Here is a 22,671-nt window from a genome sequence, read left to right as displayed (position 1 = left end):
GGACGCGGGCCCCTTCCGCTGTGCGTACCCCGACTGTGCGTACTCCCGCTGCGCGCGCCCCGTTGTGCCCGTTCCGTGCGGAAACCGATTGGGGATCGTGAGCGGACCTTCGCTACGGTGATCCTCGAACGATCAAGTGGGGGGCATGCACATGGGGAAGAACCGAGCCTCGGTCCGCGCGATGGGCGTGGGCATCTCGGTGGCACTGCTGGTCGCCGGAGCGGCGGCCTGCTCGTCCGACGACAAGAAGGACACGGCCAAGGCCGGCACCGCGGCGACGGCCCAGCCGGGCGCGCCCTCGGCGGCGCCCACGACCAAGGGGCCGGAGGCCTTCGCGGCAGCCGGCTACCGCGGCCTGAAGCCGGGGATGGCCAAGGACGCGGGCCTGGCCACCGGCGCACTGGAGGCCGCGCCGGTCTCGCTGCTCGACGGCTGCACGGACTTCGTCTACAAGGGCGGCCCGGCGCCGGACCAGGCCCGGATGACCGCCGAGGCGGCCACCGAGGCCCGCTACAAGGACCTGAACACCAAGGCGGACGCGGCCACCGGCAAGACGCCCGCCCCGGCGGGCACCCTGCCGCCGAACGCCTCCGCGAAGGACGCGGCGGCCGCCGCCGCGGGCTCGGCCGCCGCGGCCAAGGACTCGGCCGCCACCGCCAAGCTGATGGCGGACGCGACGCAGGCCATCGTCGACCTGATGGTCGCCCGGGAGACCAAGGAGAAGGCGTACCTGGCCACCGGTCGGGTCTCCTTCGCCGCGGCCGGCCTGCGCGAGCTGGTCGCCCCGGCGGAGGCGAAGACGGCCGAGGGCATCGGCGCCGGCGCCACCCTGGAGGCCCTGCAGCAGGCCTACGGCGCCAAGGGCCTCCAGTTGGCCAAGAGCGGCAAGTACGTGTTCCCGGTGGAGGGTCAGCAGGGCTGGCAGTACGAGTTCACCATGGACGGCGACAAGGTCGCCGGGATGGCCGTGGTGAACCGCGACGTGAAGTGCGTCTGACCGGCTGACCGGCCGCGGAGGGCCCCGACGAACCGCCCGGTTCGTCGGGGCCCTCCGCCGTACTCCGGTGGGAACCCTGAGCCGCGTGCGGACAGGTGGGGGTGTGGAACTGTCACAGCGGGGCCGATTGAGGGACGGGGACCAGTGGGCGTTCGGGGAGTTGTTCGACGACGCGGCGGGTGATCTCTACCGGTACGCGGTGCGCGCGACCGGGGACTGGGCGGTCGCGGAGGACGTCGTCCAGCTGACGTTCCTGGAGGCCTGGCGGCTGCGGCGCACACTGCGCGAGGGCGGCGGAGCGGTACGGCCCTGGCTGTTCGGCATAGCCGCCAACGTGCTGCGCAACAGGGCCCGGGCGGCCCGGCGACACCGGGCGGCGATGGAGCGGCTGCCCGAACGCGAGGTGGTGCCGGACTTCGCCGACGAGCTGGTCGGGCGGCTCGACGACAGCGCGCAGCTCGCTGCCGCGCAGCGGGCGCTGGCCGGACTGCGGAAGGCCGAGCGCGAGGTGTTCGGGCTGTGCGTCTGGGCGGGCCTGGACTACGCGAGCGCCGCCGAGGCACTCGGGGTGCCGATCGGCACGGTGCGTTCGCGGCTCTCGCGCGCCCGCACGAAGCTGCGCGCGCTGGCCGAGGAGGAGCTCCGAAACGGGCGGGAACTCCGCCCGAAGGCCGGACAGGTACCGGGTGGCCGCGCCGACGCGGCCCGGTCGACACGGGAGACGAACCGATGAACGAGGACGAGCGTGCCGAGCTGGACCGGCTGCTGCCGACACCGGCACGGCCCGGGCTCTCCCCCGACCGCCACCGGCTGCTGAGGGGACATCTGATGAGCGAGATCCGGGAGACGAAGTCCGAACGGGCCCGACGGGGGCGGCTCGGCTGGGTGGCACTGCCCGCCCTGGCGGGCGGACTGGCGCTGGCCCTGGTGCCGGCCGGCGGGGGCGACGGTACGACGGGCGGGCCGGTGCAGGCGGGGCCGTCCGCCGTACGGTCCGCAGCGCCGTCGGCAGGGCCGCAGGATCCGGTCAGCGCGGCCCAGCTGCTGGACCGGATCGCCCAGGTCTCGGCGAGCCGGCCCGCCGCGACCGTACGGGACGACCAGTACGTCTACGTGAAGAGCCAGTGGACCGGCACCACCAGCGATCCGAAGACCGGCAAGCGGGTGCCGGCGCCGCTGCACCCCCGGGCCGTCTGGCTGTCGGTGAACGGCAGCACCGACGGGCTGATCGAGGACCGGGTCGCGTTCGGCCGCGAGGAGAACCCGCAGGGCCGGATCGGCCTCACGCCGGCGCCGGGACCGGCGAGCATCATCCGACCCACCTACCGCTACCTGACGACACTGCCGACCGACCCGCAGGAACTCCTGACGAAGGTCTACGCCGAGGGCAACGGCAAGGGCGTCGATCGGGACCAGGCCGCCTTCCGGGACATCGGAGAGCTGATCTCGGAGCAGCTGATCGCCCCCGAGACCAGCGCCGCCCTGTACCGCGCGGCCGCCCTGATCCCGGGCGTCACGATGCTGGACGACGAGGCCGACGCCCTGGGTCGGCACGGCGTCGCGGTGGCGCGGGACGACGGCCGGGCCCGCCTGGAGTGGATCTTCGACCGGAACACCTACGAGTTCCTCGGCTCCCGGGACACCCGGCTCACGGACAGCCCCCAGGAGGCGAAGGGCACCGTCCTCTACGACAGCGCCGTCCAGCAGCGCGCGGTCGTGGACAAGCCCGGCGACCTGCCGACGGGCTGATCCGTGTTCGGCCCCGCCCCGCCCTGCCGTGATCGGGGCGGGGTGGGGCGGAATGACGGGCCGAGGTGCCCTCGCCGCGGGTCAGCGCCGGGCGGCGGCGCGCTGGAGGGCGCTGGCGAGGAGGGCGAGGTCGGTGGGGCCGTTGCCGAGTTCGCGGACCGGGCGGCGGGCGGGCGGGGCGCCGAGCTGGAGCGGGTCTATCGCGACCACGGTCGGGCGCAGGGTGGCGCTGCGCGGGATGCGGCCGCTGATCCGGGCGGTCTGGAAGGCGGTGACGCCGCCGTCCGGCAGTCGCAGGTAGCCGCGGCCGGGGGTGTCCTCGGGGAGGGCGGCCGCGTCGCCGAGGTGGATCAGCAGGTCGGAGTCGGCGGGGTCGTCGGTGCGCAGGGCGATCCGCAGCAACGCGGCCTCGTCCACCTCGGTGCCGGCGCTCTCCTCCGGGCTGCCGGTGGCGACGGCGAGGTGGATGCCGAGCGGGCCGCCGCGGCGGGCGATGTCGGCGAGCGCCCGGGCGAGCGGCCGACCGGCCGGGGAGGTGGGGGAGAGCAGGGCGTCGTAGTCGTCCACGACGACGACCAGGCGGGCGGGGACGGGCGTCGCGGGGACGGGCGCGGCGGGGGCGGCGCCGGGCCGGGGGCCCTCCGCGCTGCGCGGCGCGATGATCCGGGGCGTCGAGGCGGACGCGGCTCCGACGGTAGCGGGCACCGGCACCTGCGGGTGGTTCACGGCCTGCGACCGGTCGTCCAGGCCGTGGCGGTCGTCCAGGATGCGCGCGGCGTGCCAGGAGGCGAAGTCCAGCCCGTCGAACAGCCGCTCCCGCAGGGCGAGTTCGTCCTCCAGGGCCTCGGCCGCGAGCAGCCCGGCGCGCGGGTCGTCGGCGGCGTTGACCAGGCCGGTGACGTGCGGCAGCTCGGTGCAGCCGTCCAGGCCGTCCTCGGAGGCCCGGCCCTCGATGATGGTGACGGCCAGCCGTTCGGGGCGTTCGGAGACGGCGAGCGAGGCGACCAGGGTGCGCAGCAGCTCGGTCTTGCCGGAGCCGTGGGCGCCGCCGATCAGCAGGTGCGGGCCGCCGGGGTCGGGGGAGGGGAGGGCGAGCTCGGGGTCGGCCAGGTCGAGGGTGCACAGTTCGTCCCGGGTGGTGCCGAGCAGTGCGGTGGCGGCGCCGATGCCGCCGGCGTGCGCGGCCCAGCGGGCGGACAGCTTGGCCGGGGTGACGGTGTCGAGCTGCAGCAGGTCGAGCAGGCGCAGCGCGTCGGGCAGCGGGCCGCGGGCGGCCGGGGCGGCTTCGCGCAGCGGGGCGAGGAGGCGGGCCAGTCGCTCGGCCCAGGCGTCGGAAACGGCGTCCAGCGAGATCTCGTGCAGGGTTTCGCGGCCGCGGGCGACCGGGCGGTCGAGCGAGAGCTGGGTGCCGACCTCGCCGGTGATCAGGGCGGTGGCGCCGAGGCCCCGGGGGAGCAGCTCGGGCTGTTCGGCGAGGCAGATCGGGAAGATGCCGACGGCCGGGCCCTGGCGCAGCAGCAGGTCGAGTGCCTGCCGGGCGGTCTCGGTGGCCGGGCGGCCGTCCACCACGACCACGGTGGCGGGGTGGCCGCCGAGGCCGCTGGGGCCGCTGAGCCGGGTGGTGAGTTCGGTCAGCCGGGCGGTGGCCTGTTCGTCGTCGAGGCCGAGCAGCAGGCGGCAGTCCTGGCCGTCGGCGGGGCGCAGGTGGGGCAGCCACAGGGCCCAGGCCCAGGTGTCGGCGCGTTCTTCGGGGGTGCGGGTGGGGTCGGCGTCGACCACGGCGAGGCTCAGGCCGGTCGGCGGGTGCAGTGCGGCGAGCTGGGCGACGACGGCGCGGGTGAGCGCGTCCAGGCGCTCGCGCGGGCCGCAGAGACCGAGACTGCCGGCGGTCTGCAGGTCGAGGGTGACCGGGACGGCGGACAGGGTGGTGCCGGGCGTGGTGCCGGGGCCGCCGGGGCGGTCGGCGGTGCCCAGGCGCAGGGTGAGCGCGTCGGGGTGGCCGGGGCCGCGCTCCCACAGCCGGGGGCCGGGGCCGACGGCGCTGAGCAGCAGGGCGGCGAGGTCGGGCCAGCGTTCGCGCTGGGCGGCGGTCTGGCGCAGCCGTACGGCGGCGTGGTGGCGTTCGGCGCTTTCCTGGCCGGGCGGTTCGGCGGTTCGGCCGGGCAGCAGGGAGAACAGGCCGCGGCCGCGGCCCGGGGCGGGCTCGGGGGCGGCGGGCGGCTCGACCACCGGCGGCGCGGGCCGGGCCGGGCCGGGCGCGGCGAGCCGGAGGTGGCCGTGGCCGTCGGGCAGGGCGGTGCGGGCGGCCCCGGCGGTGTCGGCCGGGTGGGGGGCGGTCACCTGCAGGGTCGACTCGCCGATCCGCAGGAGGGCGCCGGGCTCCAGCGGGACGGCGGCCTCGGGCGGGCTGGGCGGGACGAGCCGGCCGTCCAGGGTGGTGCCGTTGGTGGAGCCGAGGTCGCGGGCGGAGACCCGGCCGTCCTCGGCGAGGTGCAGGGCGAGGTGCAGCCGGGAGACGTCCGGGTCGTCGAGCGGGACGTCGGCCTCGCCGGAGCGGCCGATCCGGATCTCCCGGCCGTGCAGCCGGTGCACGCCGCCGGCGTCCGGCCCGCCGACCACGCGCAGTTCGGCGACGGCGGGGGTGTCGTCGGGGTCGTCGGCGGTCGGGTCGGGCTCGTTGAGGCTGAGGACGGCTCCGTCGAGCAGCGGGGGGTGGCCGAGCAGGGTGTGCTCGTCCACCCGGTGCGCGCCGGCGTACAGGTGCACATGGGTGGCGGCCCGCGGTCCGCGCACGCCCACGGCGCCCGCGAGGGCGCCCGCGATGGCGCCGAGCGCGGTGCCGACGGGCGCGGTGACCAGCACGTCCACGTAGGGGATGGCGGAGCCGGCGGCGGCCGGGCCGCTGCGCGGTCGGAGGACGGTCAGCCGGATCTGCATCTCGCCCGCGGGTCCCTTCTGCTGAGGTGAAGCCTGGTACCCCGGCGCCGTCGTGGACGCACCGGGCGGCCGCGGCGACCCCTTTGGGCCACACGAGTGGCGAGTGTCCATCCTGCCATCCGGCACGGACGGTCCGCGCACGGTACCGGATTTGACGATCTTGCGATCATCGCCATGGTGGAGGCGACGGTGAGTCAGGTCAACCACCGCCCTCAGGGCCCCCTGAGCAGGCCGCCGGCCCACTCCGGGTACTCCCCTAGGGGATGTCCCCCAACCCTCCTCGGATGGCCTGCCGGTCACCTCAAAAACCCGAACGGACACCGTTAGAGTGGCCGCAGACACGGGCCCGGCAGGCTCACCGCACCGGCGGAGGAGCGCCCCGCGCGGGCGGCACGGCGAGGAGTGCGACAGGTGCGGCCAGTCGGCAGCAAGTATCTGCTGGATGAGACCCTCGGACGGGGTGCGACCGGCACCGTCTGGCGCGGCGTGGTGCGCGAGGACGTCCAGGTGCCGGGCAGCGAGCCCGGGCAGCGGGTCGCGATCAAGGTGCTGCGCGAGGAGCTGGCCGCCGACCCGGACGTCGTGATGCGCTTCCTGCGCGAGCGCTCGCTGCTGCTGCGGCTGACCCACCCCAACATCGTCCGGGTCCGTGACCTGGTCGTCGAGGGCGAGCTGCTGGCCCTGGTGATGGATCTGGTGGAGGGCCCCGACCTGGCCCGCTACCTGCGCGCCAACGGCCCGTTCAGCCCGATCGCGGGCGCCCTGCTGATGGCCCAGGTGGCGGACGCGCTGGCGGCCAGCCACGCGGACGGGATCGTCCACCGCGACCTCAAGCCGGCCAACGTCCTGCTCGCCTCCACCCTGGTGGACGGCACCGAGCGGATGCACCCGCTGCTCACCGACTTCGGCATCGCCCGCCTCGCCGACTCCCCGGGCGTCACCCGCACCCACGAGTTCGTCGGCACCCCCGCGTACGTCGCGCCGGAGTCCGCCGAGGGCCGCCCGCAGACCTCCGCGGTGGACGTGTACGGCGCCGGGATCATGCTGTACGAGCTGGTCACCGGCCGCCAGCCGTTCCAGGGCGACAGCGCGCTCGCCGTCCTCCAGGCCCACCTGGCGCAGGAGCCGCAGCGGCCCAGCACCATGCCCGAGCCGCTCTGGACGGTGATCGAGCGCTGCCTGCGCAAGGACCCGGCCCAGCGGCCCGGCGCCACCGCGCTGGCCCGCGCCCTGCGGGTGGTCGCGGCCGGCGTCGGCGTGCACGCCTCCCCGGCGGCGGTGGACGAGGCGCTGGCGGTCGCCGCCCTGCTGCAGCCCGACCCGCGGCCCACCGCGGTCCCCGGCGGCGTCTCGGCCACCGGCCCGGGGGCGGCCGGGACCGAGGACCGCACCCAGGTGCTGCCCCCGACGGCCCCGAGCGGGCAGTACGACCCGGCCGCGGCGACCCGGGTGATGGGCACCCAGCCGCCGCCCGCGCCCCCGTACGGCACCCCGGACCGCACCCAGGTGATGCCGCCCACCGCCGTGCCGCCGCCCCCGCCCACCGCGCCCCCCGGGCCGAAGGAGGAGGCGCCGCACCCGTGGCAGACCCAGCTGCGCGCGGCGCGGGACCGCAACCAGCAGACCCAGGTCGGCTACTTCGGCCCGGAGGACTACGAGGAGTACGGCGAGCCGCAGGTCGCTCCGCCGCCCTACCAGGCCGGACAGCCGCCCTACGGCGGGCAGGCCGGGCAGGACGCCCCGGGCGGACGCCCCGGCTACCAGCAGGCCCCGCCGCCGCCCGGGTACGCGCAGCGCCCGCCGGTGGCCCCGCCGCCCTACCAGGCCGGACCGGGAGGGCAGGGCGGTCAGGGCGGCCGCGGTCCCCAGGGCGATCGGCCCGGCGGCCGTCCGCAGCCGCCCGGCGGCTACCGGCAGGCCCCGGCCGGGCACGGCCGGTCGCAGGGCGGCTACCCGCCGCCGCCCGCGCCCACCCCGGTGCCGCGCCGGGCCGAGCCGCCCGCGCCGCAGTACCGGGAGGCCCCGCCGCGCCGCGAGGAGCCGCCGCGCGAGTCCGCCCGCCGCGAGCCCGCGCCGGCCCGCGAGCGGCGCCCGCGCAGCCGCAACCGGATGTACATCCCGGGGCTCGGCTGCCTCAAGGGCTGCCTGATGGTGCTGCTGGTGCTGGCCGTGGCCGCGGTGGCGCTGTGGAACTTCACGCCGCTGCCGCACTACTGGGACAACGTCGTGGGCTGGTACGACTCGGCGCGGGACTGGGTGAACAGCGTCTTCGGCAAGTAGCGCCGTCACGCCCCGGATCGGGCCGGTCCGGACTCCGGTCCGGACTCTGATCCGGACTCTGGACCGGCTCCGGACAGCGAGATTGACGCTTTGTCGACAATTGACGAGATTTCTCGGCCGAGACTCCCGCTCCGGACCCCTCAGGCGGCCCCGCGGGGCCGCCGGGCGCGTAGGTTGGTCGCTGTTGTCCCGCCCCACCGAGCGCACCGGACCCCCCGGAGCGCTCCCGCGCCGCCCACGGAGCAGCATTGGCACGCAAGATCGGCAGCCGGTACACCGTCCACCAGGTGATCGGCCGGGGTTCGGCCGGGACTGTCTGGCTCGGTGAGGGGCCCGACGGCCCGGTGGCGGTCAAGCTGCTGCGCGAGGACCTCGCCTCCGACCAGGTGCTGGTCGGCCGCTTCGTCCAGGAGCGCACCGCGCTGACCAGCCTCGACCACCCCCGGGTGGTCGGCGTGCGCGACATGGTCGTGGACGGCAGCGACCTCGCCCTGGTGATGGAGCTGGTCCAGGGCACCGACCTGCGCTCCCGGCTGGAGCGGGACGGCGCGCTGCCGCCGCAGACCGCCGCCTCGATCATCGCGGACGTCGCCGACGGCCTGGCCGCCGCGCACGCGGCCGGGATCGTCCACCGCGACGTCAAGCCGGAGAACGTCCTGCTCGACCTCGCCGCCGCCCCCGGCCCCGGCGGTGCCCCGCGCGCCAAGCTGACCGACTTCGGGGTGGCCCGCCTGGTCGACGCCCCGCGCCGCACCCGGGCCACCCGGATCATCGGCACCCCCGACTACCTCGCCCCCGAGATCATCGAGGGCCTGGAGCCGCGCGCCGCCGTCGACATCTACGCCCTCGCCACCGTCCTGTACGAGCTGCTGGCCGGCTCCACCCCGTTCGGCGGCGGCCACACCGGCGCGGTGCTGCGCCGGCACGTCACCGAGCAGGTGCCGCCGATCCCCGGCCTGCCGGACGGGCTGTGGCGGATCATCTCGGAGTGCCTGGCCAAGGCACCCGCCTCCCGGCTGCGCGCCGCCGAGCTGGCCGCCCGGCTGCGCGAGCAGCTGCCGTCGCTGGCCGGTCTGCCGGTGCTCGCCGTGCCCACCCAGGGTCGCGCCCCGGCCGAGGAGCAGCTGACCCCCGGCGAGGCGGTCTACGCCGAGGTCGACGCCGGCCCCGGCCTCCACAAGCGCCGTCGCGGCCCGGCCGTCCCGTTGGTGCCCGGCGTCGCCCCGGACTCCACCCGGGACACCCACACCAGCCTGCGTCGCCCGTCCGCCGAGGAACTGGCCGCGTACGCCGCCGAGTCCCGCGCCCAGCGCACCGCCCCGGGCCACCGCCGGGACCGCCAGGCCCTGCTGCGCCGCCGCCGGCTGCTGGCCGTCCTGCTGGCCACCGTGCTGCTGCTGGCGGGCGCCGCCGCGGCCTGGACGGCCTTCGCGGCCACCGCCCCGGACCGCGGCCACCCGGCCCGTCCGGCCGTGCACGGCACCGCCCCGCGGGCGCCGTAGCCCCGGTGGGAAACGGGGGTGTCGTCATGACCACCCCCGGAACCATTACCCTGGGGGCGTGGCAGCCGTCGATCCTTCCGAAGAGCTCAAGAACCTCGATACGACCATGGGGTCGATCGAGGCCGTCCTCGACCTGGACAAGATCCGGGCCGACATCGCGGTCCTGGAGGAGGAGGCAGCCGCCCCCACCCTGTGGGACGACGTCGCGAATGCGCAGAAGGTGACCAGCCGGCTCTCCTTCCTCCAGGGTGAACTGCGCCGGGTCGAGGGCCTGCGCAGCCGCATCGACGATCTGGGTGTGCTGTTCGAGCTGGCCGAGGCCGAGGACGACGCGGACACCCGTGTCGAGGCCGAGGCCGAGCTGGTCTCCCTCCAGAAGGCCGTCGAGGAGCTGGAGGTCCGCACCCTCCTGTCCGGCGAGTACGACGCCCGCGAGGCGCTGATCAACATCCGTGCCGAGGCCGGTGGCGTGGACGCCGCCGACTTCGCCGAGCAGCTGATGCGCATGTACCTGCGCTGGGCCGAGCGGCACGGGTACCAGACCGAGGTGTACGACACCTCGTACGCCGAAGAGGCCGGCATCAAGTCCGCGACCTTCACCGTGAAGGCGCCCTACGCCTACGGCACCCTCTCGGTCGAGCAGGGCACCCACCGCCTGGTCCGCATCTCGCCGTTCGACAACCAGGGTCGCCGGCAGACCTCCTTCGCCGGTGTCGAGGTCCTCCCGGTCGTCGAGCAGTCCGACCACGTCGACATCGACGAGGGCGAGCTGCGCGTGGACGTCTACCGCGCCTCCGGCCCCGGCGGCCAGGGCGTCAACACCACCGACTCGGCGGTGCGCATCACGCACCTCCCGACCGGCATCGTGGTCTCCTGCCAGAACGAGCGCAGCCAGATCCAGAACAAGGCGTCCGCGATGAACGTCCTCCAGGCCAAGCTGCTGGAGCGGCGCCGCCAGGAGGAGAAGGCGGCGATGGACGCGCTCAAGGACAGCGGCAGCTCCTGGGGCAACCAGATGCGCTCCTACGTCCTGCACCCGTACCAGATGGTCAAGGACGTCCGGACCGCGTACGAGGCCGGCAACCCGCAGGCCGTGCTGGACGGCGACATCGACGGCTTCATCGAGGCCGGGATCCGCTGGCGCAAGCAGCGCGAGACCAGCGCCGAGTAAGACCAGCGCCGAACAGCAGAGCAAGACGTACGAAGGGCCCCGACCGTAGCGGTCGGGGCCCTTCGTGCGTCCGGTTGGTACGTCCGGAAAGAACTCAGGCCAGTGCCTGCCGGGCGATCAGTGCCACCGCGAGCAGCCCGGCCAGGAGGGCCAGCAGCACGGCGGGGGAGAGCGCGGCGAACGGCCCCTGCTGCTCCTGCAGCCGGGCCCGGTTGGCGCGGCACACCGGGCACCTCCCGTCGCTGACGCGGCCGTTGCAGTTGGCGCACACCAGATGGTCGCAGGTCATGCGATCTCCTCCTCGCTGCTACAGCCAACGCACCGGACGGGGCTTTGGTTCCACTTCTTGCCCTGTACGGGGGAGCGGCCGAACGCGGTCGCCGTCTCCCACTCTGCCAGGTTCCGGCGGTTCCGGCTTCCGGGCTGTGACATGCCTCGCATAATTCGGGGCATAACCGGACATTGTCTCCCGGATTCCGGGCGCTGTCACGGGCTGCCCCTGCGGGCCGGCTGCCGGTTCGCGTATGGTCCCAGACCGGGAGCGGCCCTCTGCGCTCCTTTCGCCCGCCCCCGGACCGGGCGACCGGGGCGGATCGACCGAGGACTGGTGCCGCCTAGGATGGCCTCCGTGATGCAGCCGTGATCAGATTCGACAACGTCTCCAAGACCTATCCCAAGCAGAACCGTCCCGCCCTGGACAACGTCTCGCTGGAGATCGAGAAGGGTGAGTTCGTCTTCCTGGTCGGTTCGTCCGGCTCGGGCAAGTCCACCTTCCTGCGCCTGTGCCTGCGCGAGGAGCGTCCCAGTACGGGCGCGGTGCACGTGCTGGGCAAGGACCTCGGCAAGCTGTCCAACTGGAAGGTGCCGCACATGCGCCGCCAGCTGGGCACCGTCTTCCAGGACTTCCGTCTGCTCCCCAACAAGACGGTCGCGCAGAACGTCGCCTTCGCCCTCGAGGTGATCGGCAAGCCCAAGAGCGCCATCAACAAGGTGGTGCCCGAGGTGCTGGAGCTGGTCGGCCTGGGCGGCAAGGAGGACCGCATGCCGGGCGAGCTGTCCGGTGGTGAGCAGCAGCGCGTGGCGATCGCCCGCGCCTTCGTGAACCGTCCGATGCTGCTGATCGCGGACGAGCCCACCGGCAACCTCGACCCGCAGAACTCGGTCGGCATCATGAAGCTGCTCGACCGCATCAACCGCACCGGCACCACGGTGCTGATGGCCACCCACGACCAGGCGATCGTCGACCAGATGCGCAAGCGCGTCATCGAGCTCGACAAGGGGCTGCTCGTCCGCGACCAGGCTCGCGGCGTCTACGGATACCAGCACTGACCCCCCAGCGCTGACCCCGTAGGGCCGCCGGCCCGAATCGCCCGACCCGGAGCAGTACCGACCCTGGAGTTGTTTCCCGCATGCGTGCCCAGTTCGTCCTGTCGGAGATCGGTGTGGGTCTCCGACGCAACCTGACGATGACCATCGCGGTCGTCGTCAGTGTCGCGCTCTCCCTCGCCCTCGCCGGTTCCTCGCTCCTGGTCCGCGACCAGGTGAACTCCATGAAGGGGTACTGGTACGACAAGGTCGAGGTGAGCATCTACTTCTGTACCAAGGCGGACGCCCGCAACTCGCCCCAGTGCGACAAGGGCGCGGCCACCGACCAGCAGGTCCAGGACATCAAGGACCAGCTGGACAAGATGACCTCGGTCGTCCAGACCTCCACCTACGAGAGCTCCCCCGACGCGTACAAGCACTGGAAGGAGATGAACCCGGAGAACCCGCTCATCCCCGTCCTGGGCCCGGACGCCATGCCGCAGTCCTGGCGGGTCAAGCTGAACGACCCGACCAAGTACGACGTGATCCAGAGCGCCTTCGCCGGCAAACCCGGCGTGAAGTCGGTCGAGGACCAGCGGAAGATCCTGGAGAACCTGTTCGGCCTGCTCAACGGCCTGCAGACGGCGGCCTTCGTGATCATGGTGCTGATGCTCTTCGTCGCCCTCCTGCTGATCGTCAACACCGTCCGGGTGTCGGCGTACAGCAGGCGGCGCGAAACCGGCATCATGCGCCTGGTCGGTGCCTCCAACTTCTACGTCCAGATGCCCTTCATCGCCGAGGCCGCGTTCTCCGCGCTGCTCGGCGCGGCGATGGCCTCCGGACTGCTGATCGGCGGGCACTTCTTCGTCCAGAACTGGCTGGCCGACCGGGTGCAGTTCATCCACTTCATCGGCCTCGGCTCGGTGCTCGCGGTGATACCGCTGCTGATCGTGGTGGGTATGGGCATGGCCGGTGTGGCGGCGTTCTTCACGCTGCGCAAGTACCTCAAGGTCTGATCTCCGGACGCCTCGGCGGCCCCGGACGGCACTGCGCCGTCCGGGGCCGCCGCCGTTCCGCGCTCCCTCGTTCCGGCCCGTCGCGCGCGACGCGGTGTCTACACTCCGATGCCATGCTGCAAACTCCGCGCAGGGCACATCAGGTGGCCGCCCTCAGCCTGGTGTTCGGCGCCGTTCTGCTGGTCGGTGCCGCCACCGGAGCCTGGGGCGACCCGAGCGGCCTGCCGCCCCGCCCGTCCGCCGACGCCGTCCGGGCCGCGGGCGGCGGGCTCCCGGCGGACCCGGCCGGCACCGCGCTGTCCGAGCAGCAGGCCGAGCACCTGCTCGGGGCCAACGGCGACCGCTGGGGCGCGTACTACAGCGCGCGGGAGTACGCCGAGTTCAGCCAGGGCCTGGACGGCCGGTACCTGGGCGTCGGCCTCTCGGTCGGCCGCGGCGAGGACGGCGTCACCGAGGTCTCCCAGGTCGCGCCCGACGGCCCGGCCGCCGCGGCCGGGATCGCGCCCGGCGACCGGCTGCTGAGCGTCGGCCCGGACCAGGCCGACCACCTGCCGGTCACCGAGGTGGTCGCGCGGCTGCGCGGCCGGGGCGACGAGCGCAGGGCCGGCTCCGAGGTCACCCTGGAGGTCCGGCGCGGCGAGGGCGCGGTGCGCGAACTGCGGCTGCGGCGCGCGCTGCTGGACAGCGAGCAGGTCGCCGCGGAGCGTCTGGACAAAGGCGTCCTGCGGATCACCGTACGGGCCTTCACCAGCGGCGTGGCCGATCGGGTGCGCGCCGCGCTGCGGGCCCCGCACACCGGCGTGGTGCTCGATCTGCGCGGCAACTCCGGCGGGTTGGTCGACGAGGCGGCCGACACCGCCGGGATCTTCCTGGACGGCGGCCCGGTCGGCTCCTACCAGGAGCGCGGCGAGACCCGGGAGTTGACCGCCCCGCGCGGCGGCGACCAGCGCACCCCGCTGGTGGTGCTGGTGGACGGCGGCACGATGAGCGCCGCCGAACTGCTCGCCGGCGCCCTGCAGGACCGTAGCCGCGCCGTGGTGGTGGGCACACGGACCTTCGGCAAGGGCACCGTGCAGCAGCCCAGCCGGCTCGCCGACGGCGCGGTGCTGGAGATGACCGTCGGCCGCTACTTCACCCCGGCCGGCCGCTCCCCGGACGGCACCGGCCTCGCCCCCGACGTCCCGGCGACCACCGGCGAGGACGCCGACGCGCTCGCCCTGCGCGTCCTCGCGGGGCTCGGCACCCGCGCCTAAAGCAGCTGCCCGATCCGGCCCCGAAGTGCGAGAATGACCGCGTTATGGCAAAGGAAACCGGACACAAGCTGATCGCGCAGAACAAGAAGGCGCGACACGAGTACATGATCCTCGACACCTACGAGTGCGGCCTCGTGCTCACCGGCACCGAGGTCAAGTCGCTGCGCGAGGGGCGGGCCAACCTCGTCGACGGCTACGCCTACATCCAGAACCACGAGGCCTGGATCGACAACGTCTTCATCCCCGAGTACACCCAGGGGACGTGGACCAACCACGCGGCCCGGCGCAAGCGCAAGCTGCTGCTGCACAAGCTGGAGATCCGCAAGATCGAGACCAAGGTCCGCGACGCGGGCCACACCCTGATCCCGCTCTCGCTGTACTTCAAGGACGGCAGGGTCAAGCTGGAGCTCGCGCTCGCCGTCGGCAAGAAGCTGTACGACAAGCGCCAGACGCTGCGCGAGAAGCAGGACACCCGCGAGACGGCCCGCGCCGTGGCGGCCGCCCGGCGACGCCAGGGTTAGGACGCCAGGGTTGGGACGCCAGGGTTAATCCGCTGGACCCTCGCCCGTCGCCTCGCGTACTATGGCGCAAGCAACACGGACGGTCATCGTCCGAGCTGTTTCTCAAAAAAACATGGGGATGATCGGTTTCGACAGGGGATGTTGAAACAGGGGAAGCGAGCCGAGGAACGCGGCAATGATCTCGTAAACCACGTGTCGCAAAAAAATAATCGCCAACTCTAAGCGCGATTCCCAGCAGTTCGCTCTCGCTGCCTAATTAAGCACCGATAGCGCTTGGGTGTCAGACCGGGGAGTTCCCGACCCGGACCCTGGCATAATCTAGGGAACTCAACCGTCCGCCCGGGCTGCGAGGGTGGATGGGAAATCAAACAGCAGCTGGGCCTGTTGGCGGCTTGTCCGTGTGACTGCCAGGGCCGAGAAAAGCACAGCGGACTGCGCTCGGAGAAGCCCTGAATTAACTCCACTGGACCCGGGTTCGATTCCCGGCATCTCCACCACCCCATGTTCATGCCGAAGGCCGCCCACCGCTCCGCGGGGGGCGGCCTTCGAATTTTGTACGTTCCGGAGCAGCGCGGCCCGGGGGTCGCGGCGTAGGATCATCCGTCCGCTCGTTTTCCGGAGCCGGATTCCGTCGCTACCACCGAGGCCATGCAGAGCAACACGGACACCACCCCCACCGCCGATCACGAGACCGTCCGCGCTCGCGAGATCGCCGGTGAGCAGCAGCACCTCGACACCGTCTACCACCGGTTGGAGGAGAAGCTCGCCGAAGCCGAGTACATCCTGGAGGACGCCGCCAAGCGGGTCCAGGTCGGCACCCCCGGCGCGCTCGCCGAGCGCGACGCCCAGGTCTACCGGGCCGGCGCGCACCTCCAGCGGCTCAACAACGAGTTCGAGGACTTCCTCTTCGGCCGGATCGACCTCCAGCGGGCGGACGCCCCGGAGGAGCACGGCATTCCTTCGAACACCCCGCTCGACCCGGCCGACCCGGCCGTCGCCGAGACCCTCCACATCGGCCGCCTGGGCGTCCTGGACGCCGAGTACGGCCCGCTGGTGATCGACTGGCGCGCGCCCGCCGCCGCCCCGTTCTACCGCTCCACCCCGGTCGAGCCCGGCCGGGTCATCCGCCGCAGGGTGATCCGCTCCAAGGGCCGCAAGGTGATCGGCGTCGAGGACGACCTGCTGCGCCCCGACCTCACCCCGACCCTGGACGGCGAGGAACTGGCCGTGGTCGGCGACGGCGCACTGATGGCCTCGCTGGGCCGCGCCCGCAGCCACTCGATGCGCGACATCGTCTCCTCGATCCAGAAGGAGCAGGACGAGGTGATCCGCGCCGCCGCCGCGGGCGCCACCCTGGTCACCGGCGGCCCGGGCACCGGCAAGACCGCCGTCGCCCTGCACCGCGCCGCGTACCTGCTCTACCAGGACCGCCGCCGCTACGCCGGGGGCATCCTGGTGGTCTCGCCGACCCCGCTGCTGGTCTCGTACACCGAGGGCGTGCTGCCCGCGCTCGGCGAGGAGGGCCAGGTCGCCATCCGGGCCGTCGGCTCGCTGGTGGACGGCATCGAGGCGGGCACCTACGACACCCCCGAGGTGGCCCGGATCAAGGGTTCGGCCCGGATGACGCAGCTGCTGCGCCGGGCCGCCCGCGGGGCGCTGGAGCTGGGCGCGCCGCAGGAGCTGAAGGTGGTCGCCCGCGGCGAGGTGCTGAAGCTGGACGCGGGCCGGCTGCGGGCCGTCCGCGGCAACGTGGTGGGCTCCGGCGGCACCCCGCTGAACCTGCTGCGCCCGCGCGCCCGCCGGCTGCTCCTGGACGCCCTGTGGCAGGAGGTCGTCAAGCACCTGCCGAAGCCCACCGACCACTACGGCCGGGAGCAGCGCCAGGAGGAGAAGGAGAGCTTCGACGAGTACGTCTCGGACGAGGCGCCGTTCCTGGACTTCCTGGACGCCTGGTGGCCCGCCCTGACCCCGCGCCGGGTGCTGGCCACGCTCAAGCAGCACCGCCACACCAACCGGATCGCCCGCCGCGCCGTCACCCCGGACGAGGCGCGGCTGCTGGCCGCCTCCTGGCGCCACCTGTCCCCGGCGGGCGAGGGCGCGCTGTCCGCGCACGACGTCGCGCTGGTGGACGAGCTCCAGGTGCTGCTCGGCGAGCCGGCCCGGCCGAAGGTCCGCGAGGTGAACGCGATGGACCTGCTGACCGGCCTGGAGGAGGTCACCACCTTCGCCGACCGCAGCACCCGTCAGCGCGAGCGCCAGCCGGTGGAGCGCACGGAGTACGCCCACATCATCGTGGACGAGGCCCAGGACCTCACCCCGATGCAGTGGCGGATGATCGGCCGCCGGGCCCGGATGGCCACCTGGACGATCGTCGGCGACCCGGCGCAGTCCTCCTGGCCGTTCCCGCAGGAGGCCCAGGCCGCGCTGGACGAGGTGCTGGCCGGCAAGCCCCGGCGCCGCTTCACGCTGACCGTGAACTACCGCAACCCGGCCGAGATCGCCGAGGTCGCGGCCAAGGTGCTGGCGCTGGCGGCGCCGGGCACGCCCTCGCCGAGCGCGGTGCGCCACGTCGGCGTGGAGCCGCGCTTCGCGGCCGTCACCGACCCCTCGCCGGAGGCCTTCGGCAAGGCCGCCCGGGCGGAGCTGGAGCAGCTGCTGGCCGAGGTGGGCGGCACCGTGGCGATCGTGGTGCCGATGGACCGCCGGGCCGAGGCGGCCGGGTGGGCCGAGGGCCTGGGCGAGCGCGCGGTGGTGCTGGGCAGCCTGGAGGCCAAGGGCCTGGAGTACGACGCGACCGTGGTGGCGGACCCGACCGGCATCGCGGGCGAGTCGGAGGCCGGCCTGCGGGTGCTGTACGTCGCGCTGACCCGGGCGACCCAGCGGCTGACCGTGCTGTCCGGCCCGGACGACCTGCCGGACGCGGCCGGCGTGCCCGCGCTGCTGCACGGCTGACGGACCGTACGGGACCCGCGGGAACCACACGGGACCCGCGGGACCCGCAGGACCCGCAGGACCTACGGAAGAAGGCCCCTCACCGGCTGGTGAGGGGCCTTCAGACGTTTAGTACACCGACCCGCCATGCTCGCCTCGCGGCAAGTGGTCCCTCGAAGGGACGAAGGTTGGGCCCGGGGGCTTGGATCGAGCCGGTGCCTGTCCAATGTAACGCATCGGCCCGGAGAGGCAAGGAGTAGGCGCGGGGAGGTCGCGGGGAGGTCGGCGGAAGCCGGCCGGGATTGTCGGATCCGCACACTCAATGAACGTTATTTCTGGCTACCCCTTGGAAGGTGCGACGATCGAGGTCTAGCATGCGCAGGCGATGCCTTCAACAAAATGTTGAGCCTGCGGGACAGACGGAAGAAGGAAGCGTCGATGGCGACGGTGCCCAGTGTCTCCAACTCGATCACGGTACGGCTGGAGGTCCCGGCCCGGGGCAACGCCGTCAGTGCGATCACCACGGCCGTGGAGTCCTCCGGCGGGTCGGTGACCGGTCTCGACGTCACCGCCTCCGGCCTGGAGGCGCTGCGGATCGACGTCACGGTGGCGGCCTCCTCGGTCGCGCACGGCGAGGAGATCGTCGAGAAGCTGCGGGCGATCGACGGCGTGGCGATCGGCAAGGTCTCGGACCGCACCTTCCTGATGCACCTCGGAGGCAAGATCGAGATGTCGTCCAAGCTGCCGATCCGCAACCGTGACGACCTCAGCATGATCTACACCCCGGGTGTCGCCCGGGTCTGCATGGCGATCGCGGAGAACCCCGAGGACGCCCGTCGCCTCACCATCAAGCGCAACAGCGTCGCCGTGGTCACCGACGGCTCGGCGGTGCTGGGCCTGGGCAACATCGGCCCGGAGGCCGCGCTGCCGGTCATGGAGGGCAAGGCGGCCCTCTTCAAGCGCTTCGCCGGTATCGACGCCTGGCCGATCTGCCTGGACACCCAGGACACCGACGAGATCGTCGCCATCGTCAAGGCGATCGCCCCGGGCTTCGCGGGGATCAACCTGGAGGACATCTCCGCGCCGCGCTGCTTCGAGATCGAGGCCCGGCTGCGCGAGGCCCTGGACATCCCGGTCTTCCACGACGACCAGCACGGCACCGCGATCGTGGTGCTGGCCGCCCTCACCAACGCGCTGAAGGTGGTCGGCAAGGAGATCGCCGACATCCGCGTGGTGATGTCGGGCGCGGGCGCCGCCGGCACCGCGATCCTCAAGCTGCTGATGGCGGCCGGCGTCGAGCACGCCACCGTGGCGGACGTGCGCGGCGTGGTCCACCAGGGCCGCGAGGACCTCAACGAGAGCCTGCGCTGGATCGCCGAGCACACCAACCGCTCGGGCCGCACCGGCACCCTCAAGGAGGCCGTGGCGGGCGCGGACGTCTTCATCGGCGTCTCGGCCCCGAACGTGCTGGACGGCGACGACCTGGCCACCATGGCCGAGGACGCGATCGTCTTCGCCCTGGCCAACCCGGACCCGGAGGTCGAGCCGGCCGTCGCCCGGCAGACCGCCGCCGTGGTCGCCACCGGCCGCAGCGACTTCCCGAACCAGATCAACAACGTGCTGGTCTTCCCGGGTGTCTTCCGCGGCCTGCTGGACGCCCAGAGCCGCACGGTCAACACCGAGATGATGATCGCCGCCGCCCGGGCGCTGGCCACCACCGTCGCCGACGACGAGCTGAACGCGAACTACATCATCCCGAGCGTCTTCCACAAGGACGTCGCCAAGACCGTCGCCGCCGCCGTGCGCGATGCGGCCCTGGCGGACGCCGTGGAGGCCCCCGTGCCGGCCCGTCCGACCCCGGGCATCGTCGGCACCCTGGACACCTCCGCCTTCCCCACCGTCAAGCTCTGACGGCCCGACCGGCGGACGTGCCGTTGGTCGCTCAAATGTGCGAATAGCGGTCATACCCGCCCAGCCCGCCCCGAACCCTTGCGACACAAGGGCGAGGGGCGTGTTTGGGCTTGTCAGTCCTAGGGCGTACGGTAGCCCTGCACGGGGCAGGCGTGTCCGACAAGTACGGAACGTCCCCCTGGTCTTCCGGCGAGTCGTCCCGACCGCCGTCCGCGCCCGGTCCGCCGGAGCCGACGGAGCGTCACACCTCCAACGGGCGGGCGTTGTTCGGGTGCCTCGGTCGGGGCCCGATTGGCTTTCTCGGGGCCGGTCGGGGCAGGATTCGTATCCAGGCAGGCGGGCGGGCCTTCGAAGGCACGGGCGCGCGGCATCGGGTACGGACCCGGCCTGCGACCACGCATTGCCTGCATGAGCACAGTGTGCGGACCTGCGGCCTATCCGGGTGCCCCCCGGTGGGAGCACCGATGGGCCCCCGCACACCGCAAGCGAACAGACCACAGGAGTACACATGAACCGCAGTGAGCTGGTGGCCGCGCTGTCCGAGCGCGCAGAGGTGACTCGCAAGGACGCCGACGCCGTTCTGGCCGCCTTCGCCGAGATCGTCGGCGAGGTCGTCGCCAAGGGCGACGAGAAGGTCACCATCCCCGGTTTCCTGACCTTCGAGCGCACCCACCGCGCTGCCCGCACCGCCCGCAACCCGCAGACCGGCGAGCCGATCCAGATCGCCGCGGGCTACAGCGCCAAGGTGAGCGCCGGCTCCAAGCTGAAGGAAGCCGCCAAGGGCGCTGCCTGAGCCACCCCTTGAACGGCCGGAGGCCGGGCTCCCCCCGCGGGGGGAGCCCGGCCTCTCGCCGTATGTCGGGCCGGTGATCAGGCGTCGACCAGCTGCTCGCTGGGCAGCTCGACGTGGGCGCCCAGGTCGCGCAGCTTCTCCATGAAGTTCTCGTAGCCGCGGTTGATCAGGTCGATGCCGTGCACGGTCGAGGTGCCCTCGGCCGCCAGCGCCGCGATCAGGTACGAGAAGCCGCCGCGCAGGTCCGGGATGACCAGCTCGGAGCCCATCAGCTTGGACGGGCCGGAGACGACCGCGGAGTGCAGGAAGTTGCGGGCGCCGAAGCGGCACGGGGTGCCGCCCAGGCACTCGCGGTAGAGCTGGATGTGCGCGCCCATCTGGTTCAGCGCGCCGGTGAAGCCGAGCCGCGACTCGTACACCGTCTCGTGGACGATGGACAGGCCGGTGGCCTGGGTCAGCGCGACGACCAGCGGCTGCTGCCAGTCGGTCTGGAAGCCCGGGTGCACGTCGGTCTCCAGGGCGATCGCCTTGAGCTCGCCGCCCGGGTGCCAGAAGCGGATGCCCTCGTCGTCCACCTCGAAGGCGCCGCCGACCTTCCGGAAGGTGTTGAGGAAGGTCATCATCTCCAGCTGGCGGGCGCCGCGGACGTAGATGTCGCCCTTGGTGGCGAGCGCCGCGCAGGCCCAGGAGGCGGACTCCAGGCGGTCCGGGAGGGCGCGGTGGTTGTAGCCGTTCAGCTCGTCCACACCGGTGATCAGGATGGTCCGGTCGGTGCCCAGCGTGATGATCGCGCCCATCTTCTGCAGGACGCAGATCAGGTCGACGATCTCCGGCTCGATGGCCGCGTTGCGCAGCTCGGTGACGCCCTCGGCGAGCACCGCGGTGAGCAGCACCTGCTCGGTCGCGCCGACCGAGGGGTAGGGCAGCTCGATCTTGGTGCCGCGCAGGCGCTGCTGGGCGACCAGGTAGGTGCCCTGCGGGTGCTTCTCGATGGTGGCGCCGAACTGGCGCAGCACCTCGAAGTGGAAGTCGACCGGGCGGCCGCCGATGTCGCAGCCGCCCAGGCCCGGGATGAAGGCGTGGCCGAGGCGGTGCAGCAGCGGGCCGCAGAACAGGATCGGGATCCGCGAGGAGCCGGCGTGTGCGTCGATGTCGGCCACATTGGCGCTCTCGACGTGCGAGGGGTCGAGGATCAGCTCGCCGTCCTCGTCGCCGGCGCGCACCGTCACGCCGTGCAGCTGCAGCAGGCCGCGAACCACCTTGACGTCGCGGATGTCCGGGACGTTGCGCAGTCTGCTGGGGCCCTGGCCGAGGAGGGCGGCGACCATGGCCTTGGGGACCAGGTTCTTCGCTCCGCGGACGCGGATCTCGCCTTCGAGCGGGTTTCCGCCGTGGACCAGCAGGACGTCGTCGGTCATCGTTCTCGCAATCCGGGGTGCCAGAGGAGTGGGGAAGGGCTCCGGTAGAGAGCCGGTGGTGGACCGGTCGTACGGGCGCGTTCGGGCCCCCGGCGAAACCGAGTCGGCACCGTATAGGCGTCCACCAGACGTAGATGGTAGTGGGCGTGCCGTTGGTTCCCGTGAGCCTCTCCCCGTGATGGTGCTCTCTCCGGGGGTAAGGGGCCCGCCGATGCGGCCGTACGGGTGTTGGTCCGGCGTGGCGTGGTTTCGGGCGTTGCGGTGTCCGACCGGTGCCGTTCTGCGGGATCATGTGAGGCATGACGGCGGCCCATTCGCACGGAGGCCGGTCCCACACCGGCCGTCTGCTCGTCGCGACGCCCCTGCTCACCGACCCGAACTTCGCGCGGGCGGTGGTGCTCCTCCTCGACCACGACGCCGAGGGGGCGCTCGGTGTGGTCCTCAACCGGCCGACGCCGGTCGAGGTGGGCAGTGTGCTGGACGGCTGGGGCAGACTCGTCGGCCAGCCGGCCGTGGTGTTCCAGGGCGGACCGGTGGCGCTGGACTCGGCGCTCGGCCTCGCGGTGGCGCCGGGGGAGCCCGGCACCGGCCAGCCGCTGGGCTGGCGGCGGGTGCACGGCGCGATCGGCCTGGTGGACCTGGAGGCGCCGCCCGAGGTGCTGGCCGGCGAGCTGGGCAGCCTGCGGATCTTCGCCGGGTACGCCGGCTGGTCGCCGGGGCAGCTGGAGGCGGAGCTGGAGAGCGGCGCCTGGTACCTGGTGGACTGCGAGCCGGGGGACGTCTCCAGCCCCGAGCCGGAGCGGCTGTGGCGCTCGGTGCTGCGCCGCCAGCGCGGTCCGCTCGCCCTGCTGGCGACCTACCCGGACGACCCGACGATGAACTGAGCC

At 73.2% G+C, this 22,671-nt stretch carries 17 protein-coding genes and 1 other RNA gene; 15 read left to right on the top strand and 3 right to left on the bottom strand.

Annotated features, from left to right (window positions below):
* Positions 1-151: 151 nt before the first annotated feature.
* The 3 genes from ACZ51D_RS24660 to ACZ51D_RS24650 all read left to right on the top strand — a co-directional run bounded on the left by ACZ51D_RS24660 (position 152) and on the right by ACZ51D_RS24650 (position 2,746).
* Positions 152-997, top strand: coding sequence for a hypothetical protein (locus ACZ51D_RS24660; RefSeq protein WP_465663538.1), 846 nt, complete (start codon positions 152-154; stop codon positions 995-997).
* Positions 998-1,100: 103 nt separating this feature from the next.
* Complete coding sequence (locus ACZ51D_RS24655) at positions 1,101-1,730, top strand: RNA polymerase sigma factor (RefSeq protein WP_465620330.1); 630 nt, start codon at positions 1,101-1,103, stop codon at positions 1,728-1,730.
* Positions 1,727-2,746, top strand: coding sequence for a CU044_5270 family protein (locus tag ACZ51D_RS24650; RefSeq protein ID WP_465663537.1), 1,020 nt, complete (start codon positions 1,727-1,729; stop codon positions 2,744-2,746). The genes ACZ51D_RS24655 and ACZ51D_RS24650 overlap by 4 nt, the downstream gene beginning before the upstream one ends.
* Before the next feature lie 81 nt (positions 2,747-2,827).
* Here the strand turns inward: ACZ51D_RS24650 and ACZ51D_RS24645 are convergent, their stop codons facing one another.
* A complete protein-coding gene (locus tag ACZ51D_RS24645) occupies positions 2,828-5,683 on the bottom strand; it encodes an FtsK/SpoIIIE domain-containing protein (protein WP_465663536.1) in 2,856 nt (951 codons plus the stop codon).
* A 411-nt stretch (positions 5,684-6,094) separates the two neighbouring features.
* Here ACZ51D_RS24645 and ACZ51D_RS24640 point away from each other — a divergent pair, with 411 nt between their 5' ends.
* The 3 genes from ACZ51D_RS24640 (at position 6,095) to prfB (ending at position 10,636) form a co-directional block, all read left to right on the top strand.
* On the top strand, positions 6,095-7,963 hold the full coding sequence (locus ACZ51D_RS24640) for a serine/threonine-protein kinase (protein WP_465663535.1): 1,869 nt from the start codon (positions 6,095-6,097) through the stop codon (positions 7,961-7,963).
* 248 nt (positions 7,964-8,211) lie between these two features.
* Positions 8,212-9,465, top strand: coding sequence for a serine/threonine-protein kinase (locus tag ACZ51D_RS24635; protein ID WP_360496759.1), 1,254 nt, complete (start codon positions 8,212-8,214; stop codon positions 9,463-9,465).
* 58 nt (positions 9,466-9,523) lie between these two features.
* A complete protein-coding gene (gene prfB, locus ACZ51D_RS24630; protein ID WP_360496762.1) occupies positions 9,524-10,636 on the top strand; it encodes a peptide chain release factor 2 in 1,113 nt (370 codons plus the stop codon).
* Between the two features lie 94 nt (positions 10,637-10,730).
* Here prfB and ACZ51D_RS24625 read toward each other — a convergent pair whose 3' ends face one another.
* Positions 10,731-10,925, bottom strand: coding sequence for a hypothetical protein (locus ACZ51D_RS24625; RefSeq protein WP_465620338.1), 195 nt, complete (start codon positions 10,923-10,925; stop codon positions 10,731-10,733).
* A gap of 350 nt (positions 10,926-11,275) precedes the next feature.
* On the opposite strand from ACZ51D_RS24625, the gene ftsE reads away from it, so the two are divergent.
* The 8 genes from ftsE to ACZ51D_RS24585 all read left to right on the top strand — a co-directional run bounded on the left by ftsE (position 11,276) and on the right by ACZ51D_RS24585 (position 20,366).
* Positions 11,276-11,965, top strand: coding sequence for a cell division ATP-binding protein FtsE (ftsE, locus tag ACZ51D_RS24620; protein ID WP_030059730.1), 690 nt, complete (start codon positions 11,276-11,278; stop codon positions 11,963-11,965).
* Between the two features lie 80 nt (positions 11,966-12,045).
* Complete coding sequence (gene ftsX / locus ACZ51D_RS24615; RefSeq protein ID WP_360496768.1) at positions 12,046-12,957, top strand: permease-like cell division protein FtsX; 912 nt, start codon at positions 12,046-12,048, stop codon at positions 12,955-12,957.
* 113 nt (positions 12,958-13,070) lie between these two features.
* A complete protein-coding gene (locus ACZ51D_RS24610; protein ID WP_465620340.1) occupies positions 13,071-14,210 on the top strand; it encodes a S41 family peptidase in 1,140 nt (379 codons plus the stop codon).
* Positions 14,211-14,254: 44 nt separating this feature from the next.
* On the top strand, positions 14,255-14,731 hold the full coding sequence (smpB, locus tag ACZ51D_RS24605; protein WP_350521768.1) for an SsrA-binding protein SmpB: 477 nt from the start codon (positions 14,255-14,257) through the stop codon (positions 14,729-14,731).
* Positions 14,732-14,845: 114 nt separating this feature from the next.
* Positions 14,846-15,228, top strand: a transfer-messenger RNA (tmRNA) gene (ssrA, locus tag ACZ51D_RS24600).
* Positions 15,229-15,379: 151 nt separating this feature from the next.
* The gene (locus ACZ51D_RS24595; RefSeq protein ID WP_465620342.1) at positions 15,380-17,683 is read left to right on the top strand and encodes a HelD family protein; all 2,304 of its coding nucleotides are present in this window, start codon (positions 15,380-15,382) and stop codon (positions 17,681-17,683) included.
* Positions 17,684-18,100: 417 nt separating this feature from the next.
* Complete coding sequence (locus ACZ51D_RS24590) at positions 18,101-19,573, top strand: NAD-dependent malic enzyme (protein ID WP_360496777.1); 1,473 nt, start codon at positions 18,101-18,103, stop codon at positions 19,571-19,573.
* 508 nt (positions 19,574-20,081) lie between these two features.
* Entirely contained in the window at positions 20,082-20,366 is a 285-nt protein-coding gene (locus tag ACZ51D_RS24585; RefSeq protein ID WP_030242980.1) for an HU family DNA-binding protein, read from the top strand.
* A 77-nt stretch (positions 20,367-20,443) separates the two neighbouring features.
* Here the strand turns inward: ACZ51D_RS24585 and murA are convergent, their stop codons facing one another.
* Positions 20,444-21,784 (bottom strand): UDP-N-acetylglucosamine 1-carboxyvinyltransferase, encoded by a 1,341-nt coding sequence (gene murA, locus ACZ51D_RS24580; RefSeq protein ID WP_360496780.1) that lies wholly within the window; start codon positions 21,782-21,784, stop codon positions 20,444-20,446.
* 299 nt (positions 21,785-22,083) lie between these two features.
* Here murA and ACZ51D_RS24575 point away from each other — a divergent pair, with 299 nt between their 5' ends.
* Complete coding sequence (locus ACZ51D_RS24575) at positions 22,084-22,668, top strand: YqgE/AlgH family protein (RefSeq protein ID WP_360496783.1); 585 nt, start codon at positions 22,084-22,086, stop codon at positions 22,666-22,668.
* The last annotated feature ends 3 nt before the right edge of the window (positions 22,669-22,671 follow it).

The sequence above is a fragment of the Kitasatospora sp. NPDC033851 genome (assembly GCF_055576085.1).
The sequence above is the reverse complement of the archived record's forward strand: the minus strand, read 5'-3'. Positions and strand labels throughout refer to the sequence as shown.